The following is a 15,182-nucleotide window of genomic DNA, read 5'->3' as shown; positions in this document are numbered from 1 at the left end:
GGCTATTTTTAAGATAGATGCATGCGTATTGCATATTCTGGCATGTATCTTTTGGGGTAGCTATTTATGTAAATAAAGCGAATGACAAAACATAGTGATGGTATCTATACAATCCGATCCTTTTCCAGTAATTTTACTATGGTATGAAAAATGCTAAGAATAAAATGACTCAAAAAGGATGACCTATGAAAAAAACAGTTTCAGCTTTAACACTTAGTTTAAGCCTATTACTCCCATGCGTAGCATTTGCCAAAAATAGTGTAGTTGTTGTGGCCACTGGTGGAACAATTGCAGGTGCAGGTGCAAGTTCAACCAACAGTGCAACGTATAGCGCAGCAAAAGTTCCTGTAGATGCATTATTAAATGCAGTTCCTCAAATTCAAAACTTAGCCAATGTGACTGGTGTACAGGCGATGCAAGTTGCATCAGAAAGTATTACCGATAAAGAGTTATTATCTCTTGCACGGCAAGTTAATGATTTACTTAAAAAACCCGATGTAAATGGTGTGGTGATTACGCACGGAACGGACACGCTAGAAGAAACGGCTTTCTTTTTAAATTTAGTGATTCATTCAGACAAGCCAATTGTATTGGTTGGGTCAATGCGTCCAAGTACAGCGCTGTCTGCTGATGGTCCACTTAACCTTTATAGTGCAGTTGCACTTGCTGCCGATGATAGTGCAAAAGGAAAAGGCACTTTTGTGCTGATGAATGACGATATTTTCGCAGCACGTGATGTTTCAAAAACAATTAATATCCATACCAATGCATTTGCGAGCCAATGGGGTGCACTCGGCACCTTAGTTGAAGGTAAACCTTACTGGTTTAGAAGCACTACGAAGCGTCATAATACAAGCTCCGAATTTAATATTGAGAATATTAAAGGCGATAGTTTGCCACTCGTACAAATTGTTTATGGCTCTGGCAATATGTTACCTGATGCATACACCGCTTATGCTAAAGCTGGAGCGAAAGCCATCATTCATGCTGGGACAGGGAATGGGTCGGTAGCGAACTATATTGTTCCAACTCTAACCAAGTTGCAGAAACAAGGTGTTCAAATTATACGTTCATCTCGTGTACCACAAGGTTTTGTGCTTAGAAATGCAGAGCAGCCAGATGACAAATATGGCTGGGTTGTTGCACATGACCTTAACCCACAAAAAGCCAAATTACTTGCAGCCCTTGCTTTAACAAAAACGAAAGATGCAAAAGAAATCCAACGTATTTTTTGGGAATATTAAGACCGAGAAATATGTTCTAATATTCAATTAAACATTTTAAAGAGGCACCTTATTTGGTGCTTCTTTTATTTGCAAATATATGTGATTTTTTAAAATTACATTAAGCCATAATGGTGGCGATACATGGAAGGAGACTGACCATTCCAACTGATAAATGCGCGCGTAAAAGCACTTTGTTCTGCATAGCCTAACATGAGTGCAATTTCTGCTAATGATAGCGTTTGGTCTTGAAGATAGGTTTTAGCTAATACAAAACGTGTGTCTGCGAGCAATGCCCGATAGCGAAAACCTTGTTCATCTAGCCGTCTATAGAACGTTCGCAGGGATAAATCTAATTGATGTGCAATATCTTCAGCACTACATCGGTTTTCCTCTATACCCGTTTTAATCGCAAGTTTGACTTGAGTGAGAAAGTCATTGCGTACAGAAGCATCATATTGTCCAGAGAAGTCAAGTAGCAACGCAGCAGCCTGTCGGTCATACAGGCTTCGAAGATAAGGATCACTGGTACTAATTTTCATTGCATATAAAGCACGAGGTAGGGTAATCCCAACTGCATGGGTTCCAAATTTCACAGGGCAACCAGCCAAAATTTCATAAATTTTAGGATCACTATCAGGCATATAAGGCAGTTCAACACATATCGGTGCAATATCACGTCCGATTAATGCCTGATAGAAACTAATAAATACCATGACACCAAACTCTCCCCAAATGCCATGGGTACTTGGGTCGTTATGCCACCAACGCATAGTGATTTCATGATCTGTTAATGCTAAAGAAATCTTGAGCTCTGAATCGACTAAAGTTTGATGATGGTGATAACGACCTAATGCTTGTCCTAAGCTTGAGCAGGTTACCCCCATATAACCGATCACTCCAAAATGTTCTGGCTTTAGACTTCGTCCAATACGGAAACCCAGCGCTGGTTTTGGGTAGCGTGTTTGAATAATGTCTAATACATTGAGAAAGTCGTCTTTGGGCATGCGCCATGCGTAGCGTTCTTTGAGCTGTTCAATTTGAGCAATAAGAGTTGCATCCTGATAAGAATTGCAACTCAGATAAACCAGTAAGGTATTCAGAAAACTAGAAGAAACGAAGTTTTTTGACATATTTGTATTTTTACACGCTCTTTGGCACAAAATGTCAAATCGGTGCCTTTTTGTCAATACACCTTTTGCAGGCGACATTAATATTTTAAGGGTTTAAATGGATGACAATAGGTATTGCAAGATGGCATATATAATTACGGATGCATGTATTGGTGCAAAACACACGGGATGTGTAGATGTATGTCCTGTAAATGCGTTTCGTGAAGGCGATGAAATGCTATTTATCGACCCAGATGTGTGTATCAGTTGTAATGCCTGTTTGACCGAATGTCCTACACATGCAATTTATCCCGAAGCATCGGTTCCTAAAGAGCAAATTCAATATATTCAAATCAATGCCATTGAATCTAAGCGTCATCCGATCATTACTGAACGTAAAGTGGATGCTGAACATCGAATAGCAGAAGCAATTGCGACTCAAAAGTTCACATTACCAAACAAGCGTTTTGCCATTATTGGTGCAGGACCTTCAGGTTTTTTTGCCAGTGAAGCTTTACTCAAGCAGTATCCTGAGGCAACGGTTGATCTGATTGAAAAATTACCTACACCTTTTGGATTGGTGCGCTTTGGTGTTGCTCCTGATCATCCTGAAATCAAATCTGTTACGGAAAACTTTACGCAGCTTTTCCAACAGTATTCAAATTTAAAATTCTACGGCAATGTTGAAGTTGGTAAAGATATTGATCGAGATACCTTGCTAAAAAATTATGATGCCGTGATTTATACCACAGGTGGATCATCCAGTAAGCCTTTAGCAATTCAAGGTGGTTCAGTCACAGGTGTTTATGGTTCTGCGGCGTTTGTTGGTTGGTATAATGGCCATCCTGAGCAAATAAATCTAGCACCGCAGTTAAAGCATCCGCACATCTCTATCATTGGCATGGGAAATGTCGCACTGGATATTGCGCGTATTGTATGCCTACCTGTTGAAGAGTTACATCAAACAGATATTGCTGATCATGCTTTGCAAATGATTGCTGAAAGTGGCATTAAAAATGTCAATATCATTGCACGTAAAGGTCCTGCGCAGGCGGCATTTACGCCCAAAGAGTTACGCCAATTGATTGATCATCAAGGCATTCGTCTTGAGGTCAATCCGCAAGATCTTGATTTAGATCCAGCAATTGAAGTGATGTTGGATCTGCCAGAACACAGTGAAGCCAAAGAAAATATGATTTTGCTGCGTAGCATTCTCAAACGAGAGGTTCAAGCAGAGAAAACCATCCGTTTCATTTTCAATGCCAACCCAGAAGCTGTGATACATACTGATCAAGGCGTACAAGGTTTAAGTATTAGGATGAATAAAGTCACTTTAGATGCTGAACAAAATCTTATCGTTGAAGCCACGGGAGAAAGTCAGACACTGGAAACTGGTCTGATTGTGACTGCGACAGGGTATCAGGGCAAAGTAATACAGGGCTTAAAATTTGATGAGGTGCGTGGCACCATTGCACATTACGAAGGCAGAGCGCTACTGTCCAATGGTGATTTATCAGAAAAAGAATATGTTGCTGGTTGGATTAAGCGTGGTGCTAGTGGTGTGATTGGAACCAATAAGCAATGTGCTGTGCATACGGTAAAAACGCTTGTGGCTGATTTACATAGCAAGGGCTTCAAATCCGAGGACTTAGAAACTAGGGACTCAGTGCTTGGAAGTTTGGAGCATCCCAGCAGTGAAACACAGTCAATGGAGGTCATGTCACTTAAAAAGTATTTGAGTCAGAAGAAGATCAACTTTTTTACATTTGCAGACTGGATTGCTGTAGACATACAAGAACTAAAACTGGGTCGTTCAGTGGGTCGTCCACGCCGTAAGTTGATTGATTTGCAAGAGATGATTCACGTGCAATCGACGAATCGAGAACAGATTGCTAAAGCCAACACGAATAATGACGTCGTTGCAACAATCAAAGTTTACGATGCTTCAAAGCCGATTCAGACACATCATCGTACATGTACATTATGTGAGGCGATGTGCGGCATTGTGGTCAAATATCAAGGCGAAAAGATTATTTCGATTGCGGGTGACCTACAAGATACACATAGTGATGGGCATATCTGTCCGAAAGGATATGCCCTACAAGATCTACATAATGATCCCGATCGTTTGAAAACCCCGAAAAAACGCATTGGTGACCAATGGGTAGATATAGATTGGGAGGATGCGCTTGAAGAAGTCGCACAGCGCCTTGTGGATGTTCAAAAAAAACATGGTAATGATGCTGTCGCGGGCTACTGGGGCAATCCAACCTCACATAATATTGAAGTCATGATGAACATTGGCCCCTTTAAAAAAGTACTGGCATCAAAAAATATGTATTCAGCCTCAAGCCTAGATCAGATGCCACATATGTTGACGTCATATTTGATGTATGGCCATAGCATGAATTTTACGATCCCAGATATTGATCGCACAGACTATATGCTCATGCTTGGTGCAAACCCTGCTGCATCCAATGGGAGCTTGATGACTGCAGGTGATATTTTAGGACGGCTGGATCGTATTAAGACACGCGGTGGAAAATTGGTATTGATTGATCCACGGCGTACAGAATCTGCCCGATACGCCAGTGAACATCATTTTATTAAACCTGGTAGTGATGCACTTTTTTTACTTGGCTTAATTCAGGTTATTTTTGCTAAAGGCTTGGTTCAAGTCCAGTCAAGACTGCCACTCAATGGAAAAATTGAAGATATTCAAAATTTAGTCAGTAGTATTCCACTGACTACAATTGCTGAGCTAACACATATTCCTGTCACCGAAATCGAACGTATCGCTGTAGAGTTTGCAAGTGCGGACAAATCTGTGTGTTATGGTCGAATGGGGATTGCAGCTCAAGAGTTTGGTGCACTCAATCATTGGCTCATTCAGCTTCTTAATATCATCACAGGGAATTTAGATCGGGCAGGTGGAATGATGTTTACAACGCCAGCAATTGATATGACAGATATTGCAGGTCGAGGTAGTTTTGCTAGTTTTCATAGTCGTGTACGCAAACTCCCCGAATTTAATCGTGAACTTCCTTCCGCAACTTTGGCGGATGAAATGCTGACACCGGGAGAAGGTCAGGTCAAAGCATTTGTGGTGACTGCTGGGAACCCCGTGATTTCTACGCCGAATGGTGCCCGTTTGGAGCAGGCTTTGGCGAATCTTGAGTTTATGGTCGCCATTGATTTCTATATGAATGAGACAACAAAGTATGCCGATATTATTCTGCCGCCATGTGGACCATTTGAACATGCGCTATATGATTTAGTGTTTACCAATTTGGCTGTTCGTAATGTCACTCGATATTCTGAACCACTGTTTAAGAAAAAAAGTTTTATGCGCTCAGATGCACAAATTTATATTGCTCTCACACATCGCATGGAAGAATTAAAGGCAAGAAAGCAAACTACGATCACCAAGTTGAAAATGAAACCAATGCATCAGATTAAATCGCTGATGACAATCGAACGTGTGATTGATTTGGGCTTGCGACATGGCCGTTATGGTGGTGGATTTAAAAGTTTTATCACAGGCGAAGGTCTTACTTTGGAAAAGCTAAAAAAATATAAACATGGTATGGACTTAGGGCCTTTAGAGCCACGTATTCCCAATAAATTGTTTACGAAAGATAAAAAAATCCAACTTTTCCCAAAGCAATTTTTGGATGATCTCGGCCGACTACACGACTACGTCAAAAGACATGAACATCTTCAAAAATTGACACTCATTGGTCGACGCGACTTACGTACCAATAATTCATGGATGCATAACAGTCAGCGCTTGGTAAAAGGTAAAAACCGTTGCGATTTATTTATTCACCCACAAACAGCAAATGACTATCGCATTACTCAGGGCGAGCAAGTATATATTTGCAGTGAAGTGGGTGCTTTAAGAGTCACCGTTGCAATTACTGAAGATATTATGCCAAATGTAGTGAGTCTACCGCACGGTTGGGGACATCATCGCAAAGGCATGCAGCTCTCAGTTGCTTCATCTAATCCGGGTATTAGCGTCAACGACATCACAGATCACCAATTCATTGATGTTTTATCGGGCAATGCTGCACTGAATGGCATTCCAGTTGAATTGCAGAAGATATTTTAAATACAAAAACGATAAAAGGGCATTTGAATTTATTTGAATAAGGATTGCAATGATGTTGATAATTCATGTAAAAAATATAGCCTTAGATGGAGATCCATAGAGAGAAAACTGGATGTCCTTTAGACTTGTATATTGTTGTCGTTTATGACTAAAAAAGATGCTATACATCTGCTTTTTAGATATTTTCTAGACGGTTCATAAAGTGAATAGGAACATATTATGTTGAATGCGAATAAACGTGCAATTGTAGTTGGTGCTTCAAGAGGGATTGGTTTAGGTTTAGTTCGTGAATTACTAAATCAGCATTGGGAAGTTATAGCGACCATTCGAGATATAAACCAAGTCTCTACAGAATTGAATCAATTGCTCACTGAGTTTGCAGACAAGCTTGAACTGGTCGAAGTGGATTTAAACCATGTGCAAACAGTTGAGTCTTTAACCCGCCAATATCATGAAAAATCAATCAATTTACTGTTGGTTTCGGCGGGTGTTTTAGGGCCGGAACATCAACATGTTGAGAGTTGTACACCAAATGAAATTTCTCATCTATTTTGGGTAAATAGCATTGCGCCTGTGACAGTTGCAAGAAAGCTTCTTCCTTTAATGGCTGAAAAGAGTGTGATTGCATTTATGAGCTCTCGTATGGGGAGTGTAACTTTAAACGATGATGGAAATATGGAACTGTATCGTGCGAGCAAGGCGGCTTTGAACAGTCTTACACGTGGCTTTGCAGTAAATGAAGCCATTCCTGCTCAGATGGGTGTACTCAATTTACACCCTGGTTGGGTTCAAACTGAAATGGGCGGAAGTCATGCTCCTATCAGTGTGAAACAAAGTACCACGGGCATGGTTGCTGTGATTGAAAATTTTATGGGTAAAAACGAACAGCGATTTGTCGACTTTCAGGGCAATGAAATTGAGTGGTAATAGCACAGCCTAAATAATGAAATGCAGTTTCGCTTCTATTGAGGGACTGCATATTGTTTTTATTTCAAATAAGATCACAATATTTTAAACAGTGCGATAACCATTCAAAAATAGGTGCACTGTATTTTGCACGTTTTCGTGCAATAGCTCTGTATTTGGTAAATAAGACTCATCTCGAAGCAAATAATAATGTCCAAAAACACACAACTGAATAAATTGAATGGTTGCCATCCCGAGATTTTTAATATGATAGCCTTTCTGTTGATTGAGTTTAGCTAAGAATTCTTCGACAGGTTGACGGCTTTGCATCATCAGGGCGTTGATCATATCTGATAATTCTTGAATCCGTTGTACTTCAGGAATTGTCATCCGTAGCAACCGTATATTCTCCAAAGAAAACCAGCGTGTCGCAATAAACATGCCCAGTTTATATAAACTTTCGGCATCCACTGTTTTATTTCTAGACCAATCACGAATATCAGCTATATATTGTTCAACCCCTGCTTGAATCACGGCAATAAATAAGTTGGTTTTGTTTTGATATTGTCTATAAATTGTCAGTTTGGAAACCTGTGCTTTTTTGGCGATTCCTTCAATACTACTGGCTTGGAAACCATGTTCTAGAAAATAAACAGAGGCGATATTTAATAAGTGTTCATGCAATGCCTCAGAATCTTGTCGTGTCGGGCGTCCCGTCAATACCTTTTTTAATTTTGTACAATCATTTGTCATCTAGCTGGCTTTTTGATATGTCGTCTAAAGGTTCTATTAAAAAGACAATTAAAAGAATAATCAATCTCTGTTCGTATAATCATTCAACAAAACTATATATGAACAATGAATAACATTATCCCGATTAATTATTTTTGATTTAAAACTATTTCTCTTATTTTAAAAACATAAGTGAACGATATCGTTTACTTAAATTCTTATTATCAAATATCAAAAAACGATCAAGAAATTTGAAAATTTGTAATTTAAGTAAGCTCAATTATGTGAGAAAAATATGAGTGAATCAAAGCGACAAATAAAATTAGGGGCATTTTTACAGAGTGTGGGGCATCATCTAGCTGCTTGGCGACATCCAGAGGTGAATCCTGAAGACGTGACAAGCCTAGAACATTTAAAGAATTTGGCAAAAATTGCAGAGCAGGGCAAATTTGATGCTATTTTTTTTGCAGATGGTCTAGGTTGGCCACAAGCTGCACCGCATTTATTGGCTAAAGGAGCGCCTGCATACTATTGGGAACCTCTAACTGTTTTATCGGTACTGTCTCAAGTCACTGAGAAAATTGGCTTAATTAGCACGATCTCAACTTCATACTTAGCACCGTTCCATTTAGCCCGTTTATTTGCGTCTTTGGATCACATTAGCCATGGGCGCACAGGTTGGAATTTAGTGACTTCAGGCACTGACTTTGAAGCTAAAAATTTTAATTTAACTGAGCAAAACAAACATACAGAACGCTATTTACGTGCACGTGAATATGTCGATGTGGTCAAAGGTTTATGGGATAGTTTTGATGATGATGCCTATTTATTTGACCAAACATCAGGTAATTTTTTTGATGCAAGCAAATTGCATTATCTCAATCATCAAGGCGAGTTTTATTCAGTTGCAGGACCATTACAATCTGCACGACCAGTACAAGGTTATCCTGTCATTGTGCAAGCAGGTTCCTCGGAAGATGGCCGCCACCTAGCAGCAGAGACTGCTGAAGTTGTGTTTACAGCACAGCAAACTTTAGAAGGTGCTCAGGCTTTTTATCAAGATATCAAAGCACGCGCGGCTGCTTTTGGTCGGGATCCAGACAGTATTAAAGTCATGCCGGGTATCATGCCAATTGTTGCAGAAACGTATGAGCAAGCACTGGAAAAATTTGAACAATTACAATCTTTAATTGATCCAGTTGTCGGTGTTGGTTTGCTGTCTGCATTTTTAGGCAATATTGACTGGGAAAAATATTCTTTGGATGATCCTGTGCCTGATTTTCCCGTGACAGAAGGTTGGCAGAGCCGTCAGCAATTATTGCTTGATTTAGCCCATGCAGAAAATTTAACCATTCGCCAGCTCTATAAAAAAGTCGCAGGGGCGAGAGGTCATAAAATTTTGATAGGCACACCAGTTCAAGTTGCAGATGAGCTTGAACATTGGTTTAACAATGGTGCAGCCGATGGTTTTAATATTCTAGCTCCGACATTTCCGATTGGTTTAACCGACTTTGTCGAACAGGTGATTCCTGAGTTACAGCGCCGTGGCCTGTTTAGACAAGAATATGAAGGTACTACCTTACGTGAACACTTAGGTTTAACCCGTCCACGGAGCCAATATCATGACGCAGCTTAACCTTAAACATGTGGACGTAGAACCCGCCGAATTTGCTAAAGTTGAGCAACCCACTCTCGACTATTTGTTTGGACGCAAAGTCACAGCGAAAGTCTTTTTTCTACTATGTTTATTGATGGTTTTTGACTTTGCTGATCGGATGATTATTGCCAGTATTTTGCCATATATACAAAAAGACTGGGGTATTAGTGATGCACAGGCAGGTTTACTGAGTTCTATTTTGACTTTGGGCATGGTTTTGTTTGCTTTTCCAGTATCCATGCTAATTGAACGCTATGGCCGTATTAAAGTTGCCAGTTTGATGGGGATATTCTGGGGTATTGCGTCTGCTTTAGGTGCATTCAGCTCTAGCTTTTCTCAGTTAGCTACCACACGTTTATTTGTGGGTATCGGTGAAGCGGCGTATGCCCCAGCTTCATACTCGTGGATAAGTACCGCATTTCCACGCCGTCGATTACAACTAGCACTCGGTATCTTTTCTGCCAGTCAACCGATTGGTATGGCGGTCGGTATTGCCTTCGGTGGCTATGTGGCACAGCATTATGGTTGGAGACATGCGTTAGGGTTGCTCGCAATTCCAGGAATAGTTGTTGCATTTCTGTTGTATCGTGGCCGTGATTATCAAAGTGTTTTAGTTCATGAACATGTTGTACAAACCAAGCAGGCTCAATCTGGAACGTCTCATTCAGAAATATCTTTAGCTTCTTCTGTGCCATCTCGCTGGACCTTGATCAAACAGAATTGGAACGCGATTCGGCACACGCCTTCGTTGTTACTCACTTATGTCACTATGGCGGTCGTTACCTTACAGTGGATTCCTGTGGTGTTCTTTTTGCCAAGTTATTTACACCGTGTGCATCATTTAGAATTGGCGCAAGCTTCGCTCATGACCAGTGCATTTTTACTGGTGGGTATTCTTACTTTACCGCTCGGTGGTTGGGTTTTAGATCACCTGACACAACGTTTTTTTAAAGCAAAATTCTATGTTTCACTGGTTGGCTATGCTTTAGCTACAGTATTTTATGCAATTGCTTTTGGATTTTTGACAGATTTAAAACTGCAATTTGGTCTGATCGTTTTGGCAGGGGCAGTTTTAAGTTTTTGCAGTTCTGGCCCATTGAGCTTGACCCAAGAGTTAGTTCCTGTCTCTGCCCGGACTTTGTCAGGAACAACTTCTGTGATGACGATCCACTTATTAGGTTCAATCCCGGGGCCATTTATTGCTGGTTTGATTTCTGATGCCTATGGCATCTCTGCTGCACTTACAGTGCTTCCAATCATCAGTGGAATAGTTGCACTAGGGTTATTGGTCGCTGCTTTGTATTTTTATCCAAAAGACATTGCCAAAGTTAAGCACAGTCATTTCGAGGTCTTAAAACAATGAGTGTCGAAATATTATTTTTCTTCAACTATTCAATTGAACGGTTACAAAAGCACATACAACTTGAGCGATGTTGATTCGCTTAGATACTCAAAAAACGTTATTGGATCATTTAAATATTATTTTTCAATCGAAAAGTAAGAGCAGTTTTTGACTTCTAAAATGGCCAATTTTCGCAGTACATGCACTTAAAACACAATTTTTTCGGGGTAAATCATGAGTTTAAACACATTGAAAGTAGCAGGATTTCGCGTGGTCGCATCAAGACCATTTATATTCACCACACTGTCTGTTGCAATCGCGGCAGCATCACAATGCCTTTATGCAGAAGAATCACAGACTGACATTGAACATCTAAAAGCCAGTGAGCAAAATGTAGATGCGATTCAGCTTGAAACAGTTACAGTTACTGCCCGTAGACGGGTGGAAAGTGAACAAAAAGTTCCAGCACCGATTACAGTGCTGAAAGGTAAACAGCTTGAAGAAGCCAAGATTTATCAGGTACAAGATTTACAACAACAACTGCCTAACTTCACCTCACAATTTATTCATGCGCGACAATCTAGTGTGGCTGTGCGAGGGATTGGTAATAATACTGCCAATGAAGGCTTGGAAGGCAGTGTAGGGATTTACTTGGATAATGTTTATTTAGGGCGACAGGGACAAGCGGTATTTGACCTATTAGATATTGAACAAATTGATTTACTGCGTGGGCCACAAGGAACTCTATTTGGTAAAAACACCACAGCAGGAGTTTTAAATATTACATCGAAGCAACCCATTTTTGATCGAGAAGGGAGTGCTGAAATTTCGGTAGGTGAGCGTGGCTATAAACAAGCGAAGGCGACGATCAATCAACCTTTGTCTGATACTGTAGCTGTTCGATTATCGGCTTATGGAACCCATGATGATGGTTGGGTTGAAAATACTCATACAGGTGAAGATCTCAATGAAATTAATCGCTTTGGTGCGAGAGGACAACTTTTATATAAACCTGACGATGCGTTTAGTCTAAGAATTATTGCTGAGCATAATCGCGAAGATTCAAGCACAGGTTCTTTGGTGCCTTATAGCTTTGCGCCTTGGAATCCAAATGGAAATCCAGCCAGCTATTTACCGTTAGGCGTAGCAGGTTCAAATGCAACAACCTATGCAGAGCGTGCTAAATTGCTCGGTGCAAAAAATATTGACCGTAATCCCTATGATTATAAAGTCGACTTCGATGCCGAACAGCAATCTAAAGTAGACCAAAGTGCTGCTTCTGCAGAAGCCAACTGGTTGTTTGACAATGGTTTTAAGCTAACCTCAATTACAGCATGGCGAGATTGGAATTTTAAACCCAAGAATGATTTAGACTTTACCCCTTTAGATGGTATTACAGGTGGCTTTGAAGTTGAGCAAGATCAGTTTTCTCAGGAAGTCCGCCTAGCCTCACCAAGCAGTGATACTTTCGACTATGTCGTCGGGGGCTATTATTTCTATCAAGATATTAGCAGTAACAATGCATATCGTACGGGGGCGGATGCAGCAGCACTCACAACGGCCTATCCGAACAATGCCTATCTCTCAGGGACAGGTCGTTCAACCACTGACAGTTATGCTTTATTTGGACAGTCGACATGGCATGCGACAGACAAGTTTGATTTAACCACAGGACTCCGTTTAACTTCTGAACGTAAAAGTGGCGAAGTTCAACAAAATAACGTGGAGCCTATTATCTATGCATCACTAAGCCCTTTATTTAAAGCATTTAATTCGGGGCCTTTATCAAGGAAAGACAACAGTGTTTCGGGGTTGGTGACAGCAAGTTACGCGTTTAAACCCAATATTTTAGGTTTCGCAACTTTCTCTACAGGGGAAAAATCAGGCGGCTTTAATATCAATAGTGTTGCCACGCCTGCTGCTATTCTAGGTAATGATGCTTTAAATATCGACCCAGAAAAAGCCGAAAACATTGAAATTGGACTAAAAACTACATGGTTAGATCAGCGCTTATATGCAAATATCAACGCCTTTTATACCAAAATTAAAGACTATCAGGCTGTCACCAATATTGCTTTAGGCAACCAGTTTTTAGGTCTGTTGACCAACGTTGGAGATTTGACCAGTCAAGGTGTCGAAATTGATTTAAAGGCGAAACTGAACCGTCAATTTTCCCTAAACTTCAATGCCGCATATACGGATGCAACTTTTGATTCGGGAACAGCACCGACACCTTTTGAAGAGTTTAATGGTGCCGGGGGGACAAGTGATAGCGGCTATGGCAAGGGTTACCGTGATATTTCGGGCAATCGCGTCAATGGTGCGCCACGTTGGACGGCAAATTTGACTGTTCAGCATCAGCATGACGTGTTTGCCAATGCACAGCACTATAGTTTAGTTAACTATGGTTGGCGCTCAGAGACTTTTTCAGATGTAAATAATTCAATTTATTCTAAAATTCCAAGTTATGGGGTATTGAATTTAACCACAGGTATTCGTATTCCTCATGGTAAAAACGACGTCGATATATCTATTTGGGCAAAAAATGCCTTGGATAAACACTATTACTTAGGTTTGGTTAATTCTGGAAATGGTGTTTATGCAGGCTCTGCTGCACAACCTCGAACAGTAGGGGCAAGTATTAAATACAGCTTTTAGTTAATGGATTTCTTGCATCAGTCATTTTTTGAGCTGTATTAAAATCACAATGAAAGTTCCTTCTCCTTTTTAAAGGAGAGGGCTAGGGAGAGGGTTTTAGGAAGAATCCGCCCTCATTCTAAACTTGTGAATATAATTTACATATTGACGATGCCGAACTTTAATAAAAAGTAAGATCAGATTTGGGAATATAGTCTTTAACTTAGTATTTATTAAATTTAAAGTCAGCCACTGGATCTAAATAAGATCTAGAAAATAGTTACGATGAATACTGTCCTGCGGTAGCAATTCTAGTAGACGTTGTACAGCATCAATCCGGTCATGTGTCTGCCCAATAATTCGTAGCAGTTGATCTATATCTTCCATTTGATAAATCAACCGGCTTAAACGAGCATCAAAACAATGCCTCCATGTGCTGAGTAAAGGACTTTCTGATTTAGATAAAAAGCTACCTTTATATAGCGAGAATGTACTGGCAATAAGATTTGCATTCAACGAGTGTTCAGCACGTAAAAAGTCACATTGAACCTCGCAGGTGAGTTTATAAATACGTGCCTCAATGCAATGCGGAAGCAGGCTACGAAGTTGTGAAAGCTCAGCTTTGAGGGTTTTTATACTAACATTACGTTCACCATAAAGGGCATAGTGTAATTCGTCTAAACCAATACCATAAGGATGCAAGGCTAAAATACAAAGTATTTCAATTTGACGGTGACTCAAGTTCAATGTATGTCCATTAAATTGGACCCAAGGTGAACCTAGTGCTTTAATATATAAAAAATTTTGCTGTTCAAATTTGATAGTCCTCTGTATTAAGTCTGAACAGCGTTCAACGGCAAGTAGCCCTAAAGGGGTATGTTTTTTATATTTTGTGGAAAGATTAATAATGCCATGAAATTGACCTGATGTTGGATCCCAGATCGGTGCGGCATAACAGACCCAGTCCCGAACACTATCCATTTGGTTTTCATGAGAATAGACACAACTTGACATTTGACTGTTCAAGGTCATGCCAATGGCATTGGTTCCAACCGCCTGTGTAGACCAGTGTCCACCCTCAATAAAATGAACCTGTTCAGCAGAAGAGAGCATTGCGGAACTACTCCATGTCCATAAAAGCGTACCCTGATGGTCTGTCAAACCAATAGCCATGTCAGAATCATTGGCTATTCTTAATAAATCAGCATAATTGTGTTGGATAGAGCGACGAAATAAAGAGGTTTGATCCTCTTCTGGCAAAGCCAAGACAGGGGCGGCATGAACGATGTGCTGATTAATTAAATGGGTTGTTTGCAGCTTCTTTGCAGATGCGGTATTGAACAGGTTCATATCATATTCCTTTATGATGAGACTGTAATATTTTTAAACGTTATAGATCAGTTTTCAGATTATAGTCATTCATGCCATTTTCTTGCTCAGGCTTAAAATTGTTTTTCTT

Annotated in this window: 9 protein-coding genes; 6 read left to right on the top strand and 3 right to left on the bottom strand. The window is 40.2% G+C overall.

Going from position 1 to position 15,182, the window contains the following annotated elements; translation table 11 throughout:
• The first annotated feature begins 185 nt into the window (after positions 1-185).
• On the top strand, positions 186-1,244 hold the full coding sequence (locus DPG01_RS10500) for an asparaginase (protein WP_110975045.1): 1,059 nt from the start codon (positions 186-188) through the stop codon (positions 1,242-1,244).
• 95 nt (positions 1,245-1,339) lie between these two features.
• Here the strand turns inward: DPG01_RS10500 and DPG01_RS10495 are convergent, their stop codons facing one another.
• Positions 1,340-2,356 (bottom strand): AraC family transcriptional regulator, encoded by a 1,017-nt coding sequence (locus DPG01_RS10495; protein ID WP_162622336.1) that lies wholly within the window; start codon positions 2,354-2,356, stop codon positions 1,340-1,342.
• Between the two features lie 121 nt (positions 2,357-2,477).
• Between DPG01_RS10495 and DPG01_RS10490 the strand changes: the two genes are divergently transcribed.
• Positions 2,478-6,449 (top strand): molybdopterin-dependent oxidoreductase, encoded by a 3,972-nt coding sequence (locus DPG01_RS10490; protein WP_110975043.1) that lies wholly within the window; start codon positions 2,478-2,480, stop codon positions 6,447-6,449.
• A gap of 219 nt (positions 6,450-6,668) precedes the next feature.
• Positions 6,669-7,376 carry an SDR family oxidoreductase gene (locus DPG01_RS10485; RefSeq protein WP_171327388.1) on the top strand — a complete coding sequence of 236 codons (708 nt, stop codon included), beginning with the start codon at positions 6,669-6,671 and terminating at the stop codon, positions 7,374-7,376.
• An 84-nt stretch (positions 7,377-7,460) separates the two neighbouring features.
• Here DPG01_RS10485 and DPG01_RS10480 read toward each other — a convergent pair whose 3' ends face one another.
• The gene (locus DPG01_RS10480) at positions 7,461-8,108 is read right to left on the bottom strand and encodes a TetR/AcrR family transcriptional regulator (protein ID WP_110975042.1); all 648 of its coding nucleotides are present in this window, start codon (positions 8,106-8,108) and stop codon (positions 7,461-7,463) included.
• Positions 8,109-8,382: 274 nt separating this feature from the next.
• Here DPG01_RS10480 and DPG01_RS10475 point away from each other — a divergent pair, with 274 nt between their 5' ends.
• The 3 genes from DPG01_RS10475 to DPG01_RS10465 all read left to right on the top strand — a co-directional run bounded on the left by DPG01_RS10475 (position 8,383) and on the right by DPG01_RS10465 (position 13,744).
• Positions 8,383-9,723 (top strand): LLM class flavin-dependent oxidoreductase, encoded by a 1,341-nt coding sequence (locus DPG01_RS10475; RefSeq protein WP_110975041.1) that lies wholly within the window; start codon positions 8,383-8,385, stop codon positions 9,721-9,723.
• Complete coding sequence (locus tag DPG01_RS10470) at positions 9,710-11,107, top strand: MFS transporter (protein WP_110975040.1); 1,398 nt, start codon at positions 9,710-9,712, stop codon at positions 11,105-11,107. Before DPG01_RS10475 ends, DPG01_RS10470 begins: the two co-directional genes overlap by 14 nt.
• Positions 11,108-11,320: 213 nt before the next feature.
• Positions 11,321-13,744: a TonB-dependent receptor gene (locus tag DPG01_RS10465; protein WP_110975039.1), complete on the top strand. Its 2,424-nt coding sequence runs from the start codon at positions 11,321-11,323 to the stop codon at positions 13,742-13,744.
• 237 nt (positions 13,745-13,981) lie between these two features.
• Here the strand turns inward: DPG01_RS10465 and DPG01_RS10460 are convergent, their stop codons facing one another.
• Positions 13,982-15,073, bottom strand: a complete 1,092-nt coding sequence (locus DPG01_RS10460; RefSeq protein ID WP_110975038.1) for a transcriptional regulator — start codon at positions 15,071-15,073, stop codon at positions 13,982-13,984.
• Positions 15,074-15,182 lie beyond the last annotated feature (109 nt).

The organism is Acinetobacter sp. WCHAc060042 (assembly GCF_003231195.1).
Lineage (GTDB): Bacteria > Pseudomonadota > Gammaproteobacteria > Pseudomonadales > Moraxellaceae > Acinetobacter.
Note: the sequence above shows the minus strand (reverse complement) of the source record. Positions and strands in the feature narration are given on the sequence as shown.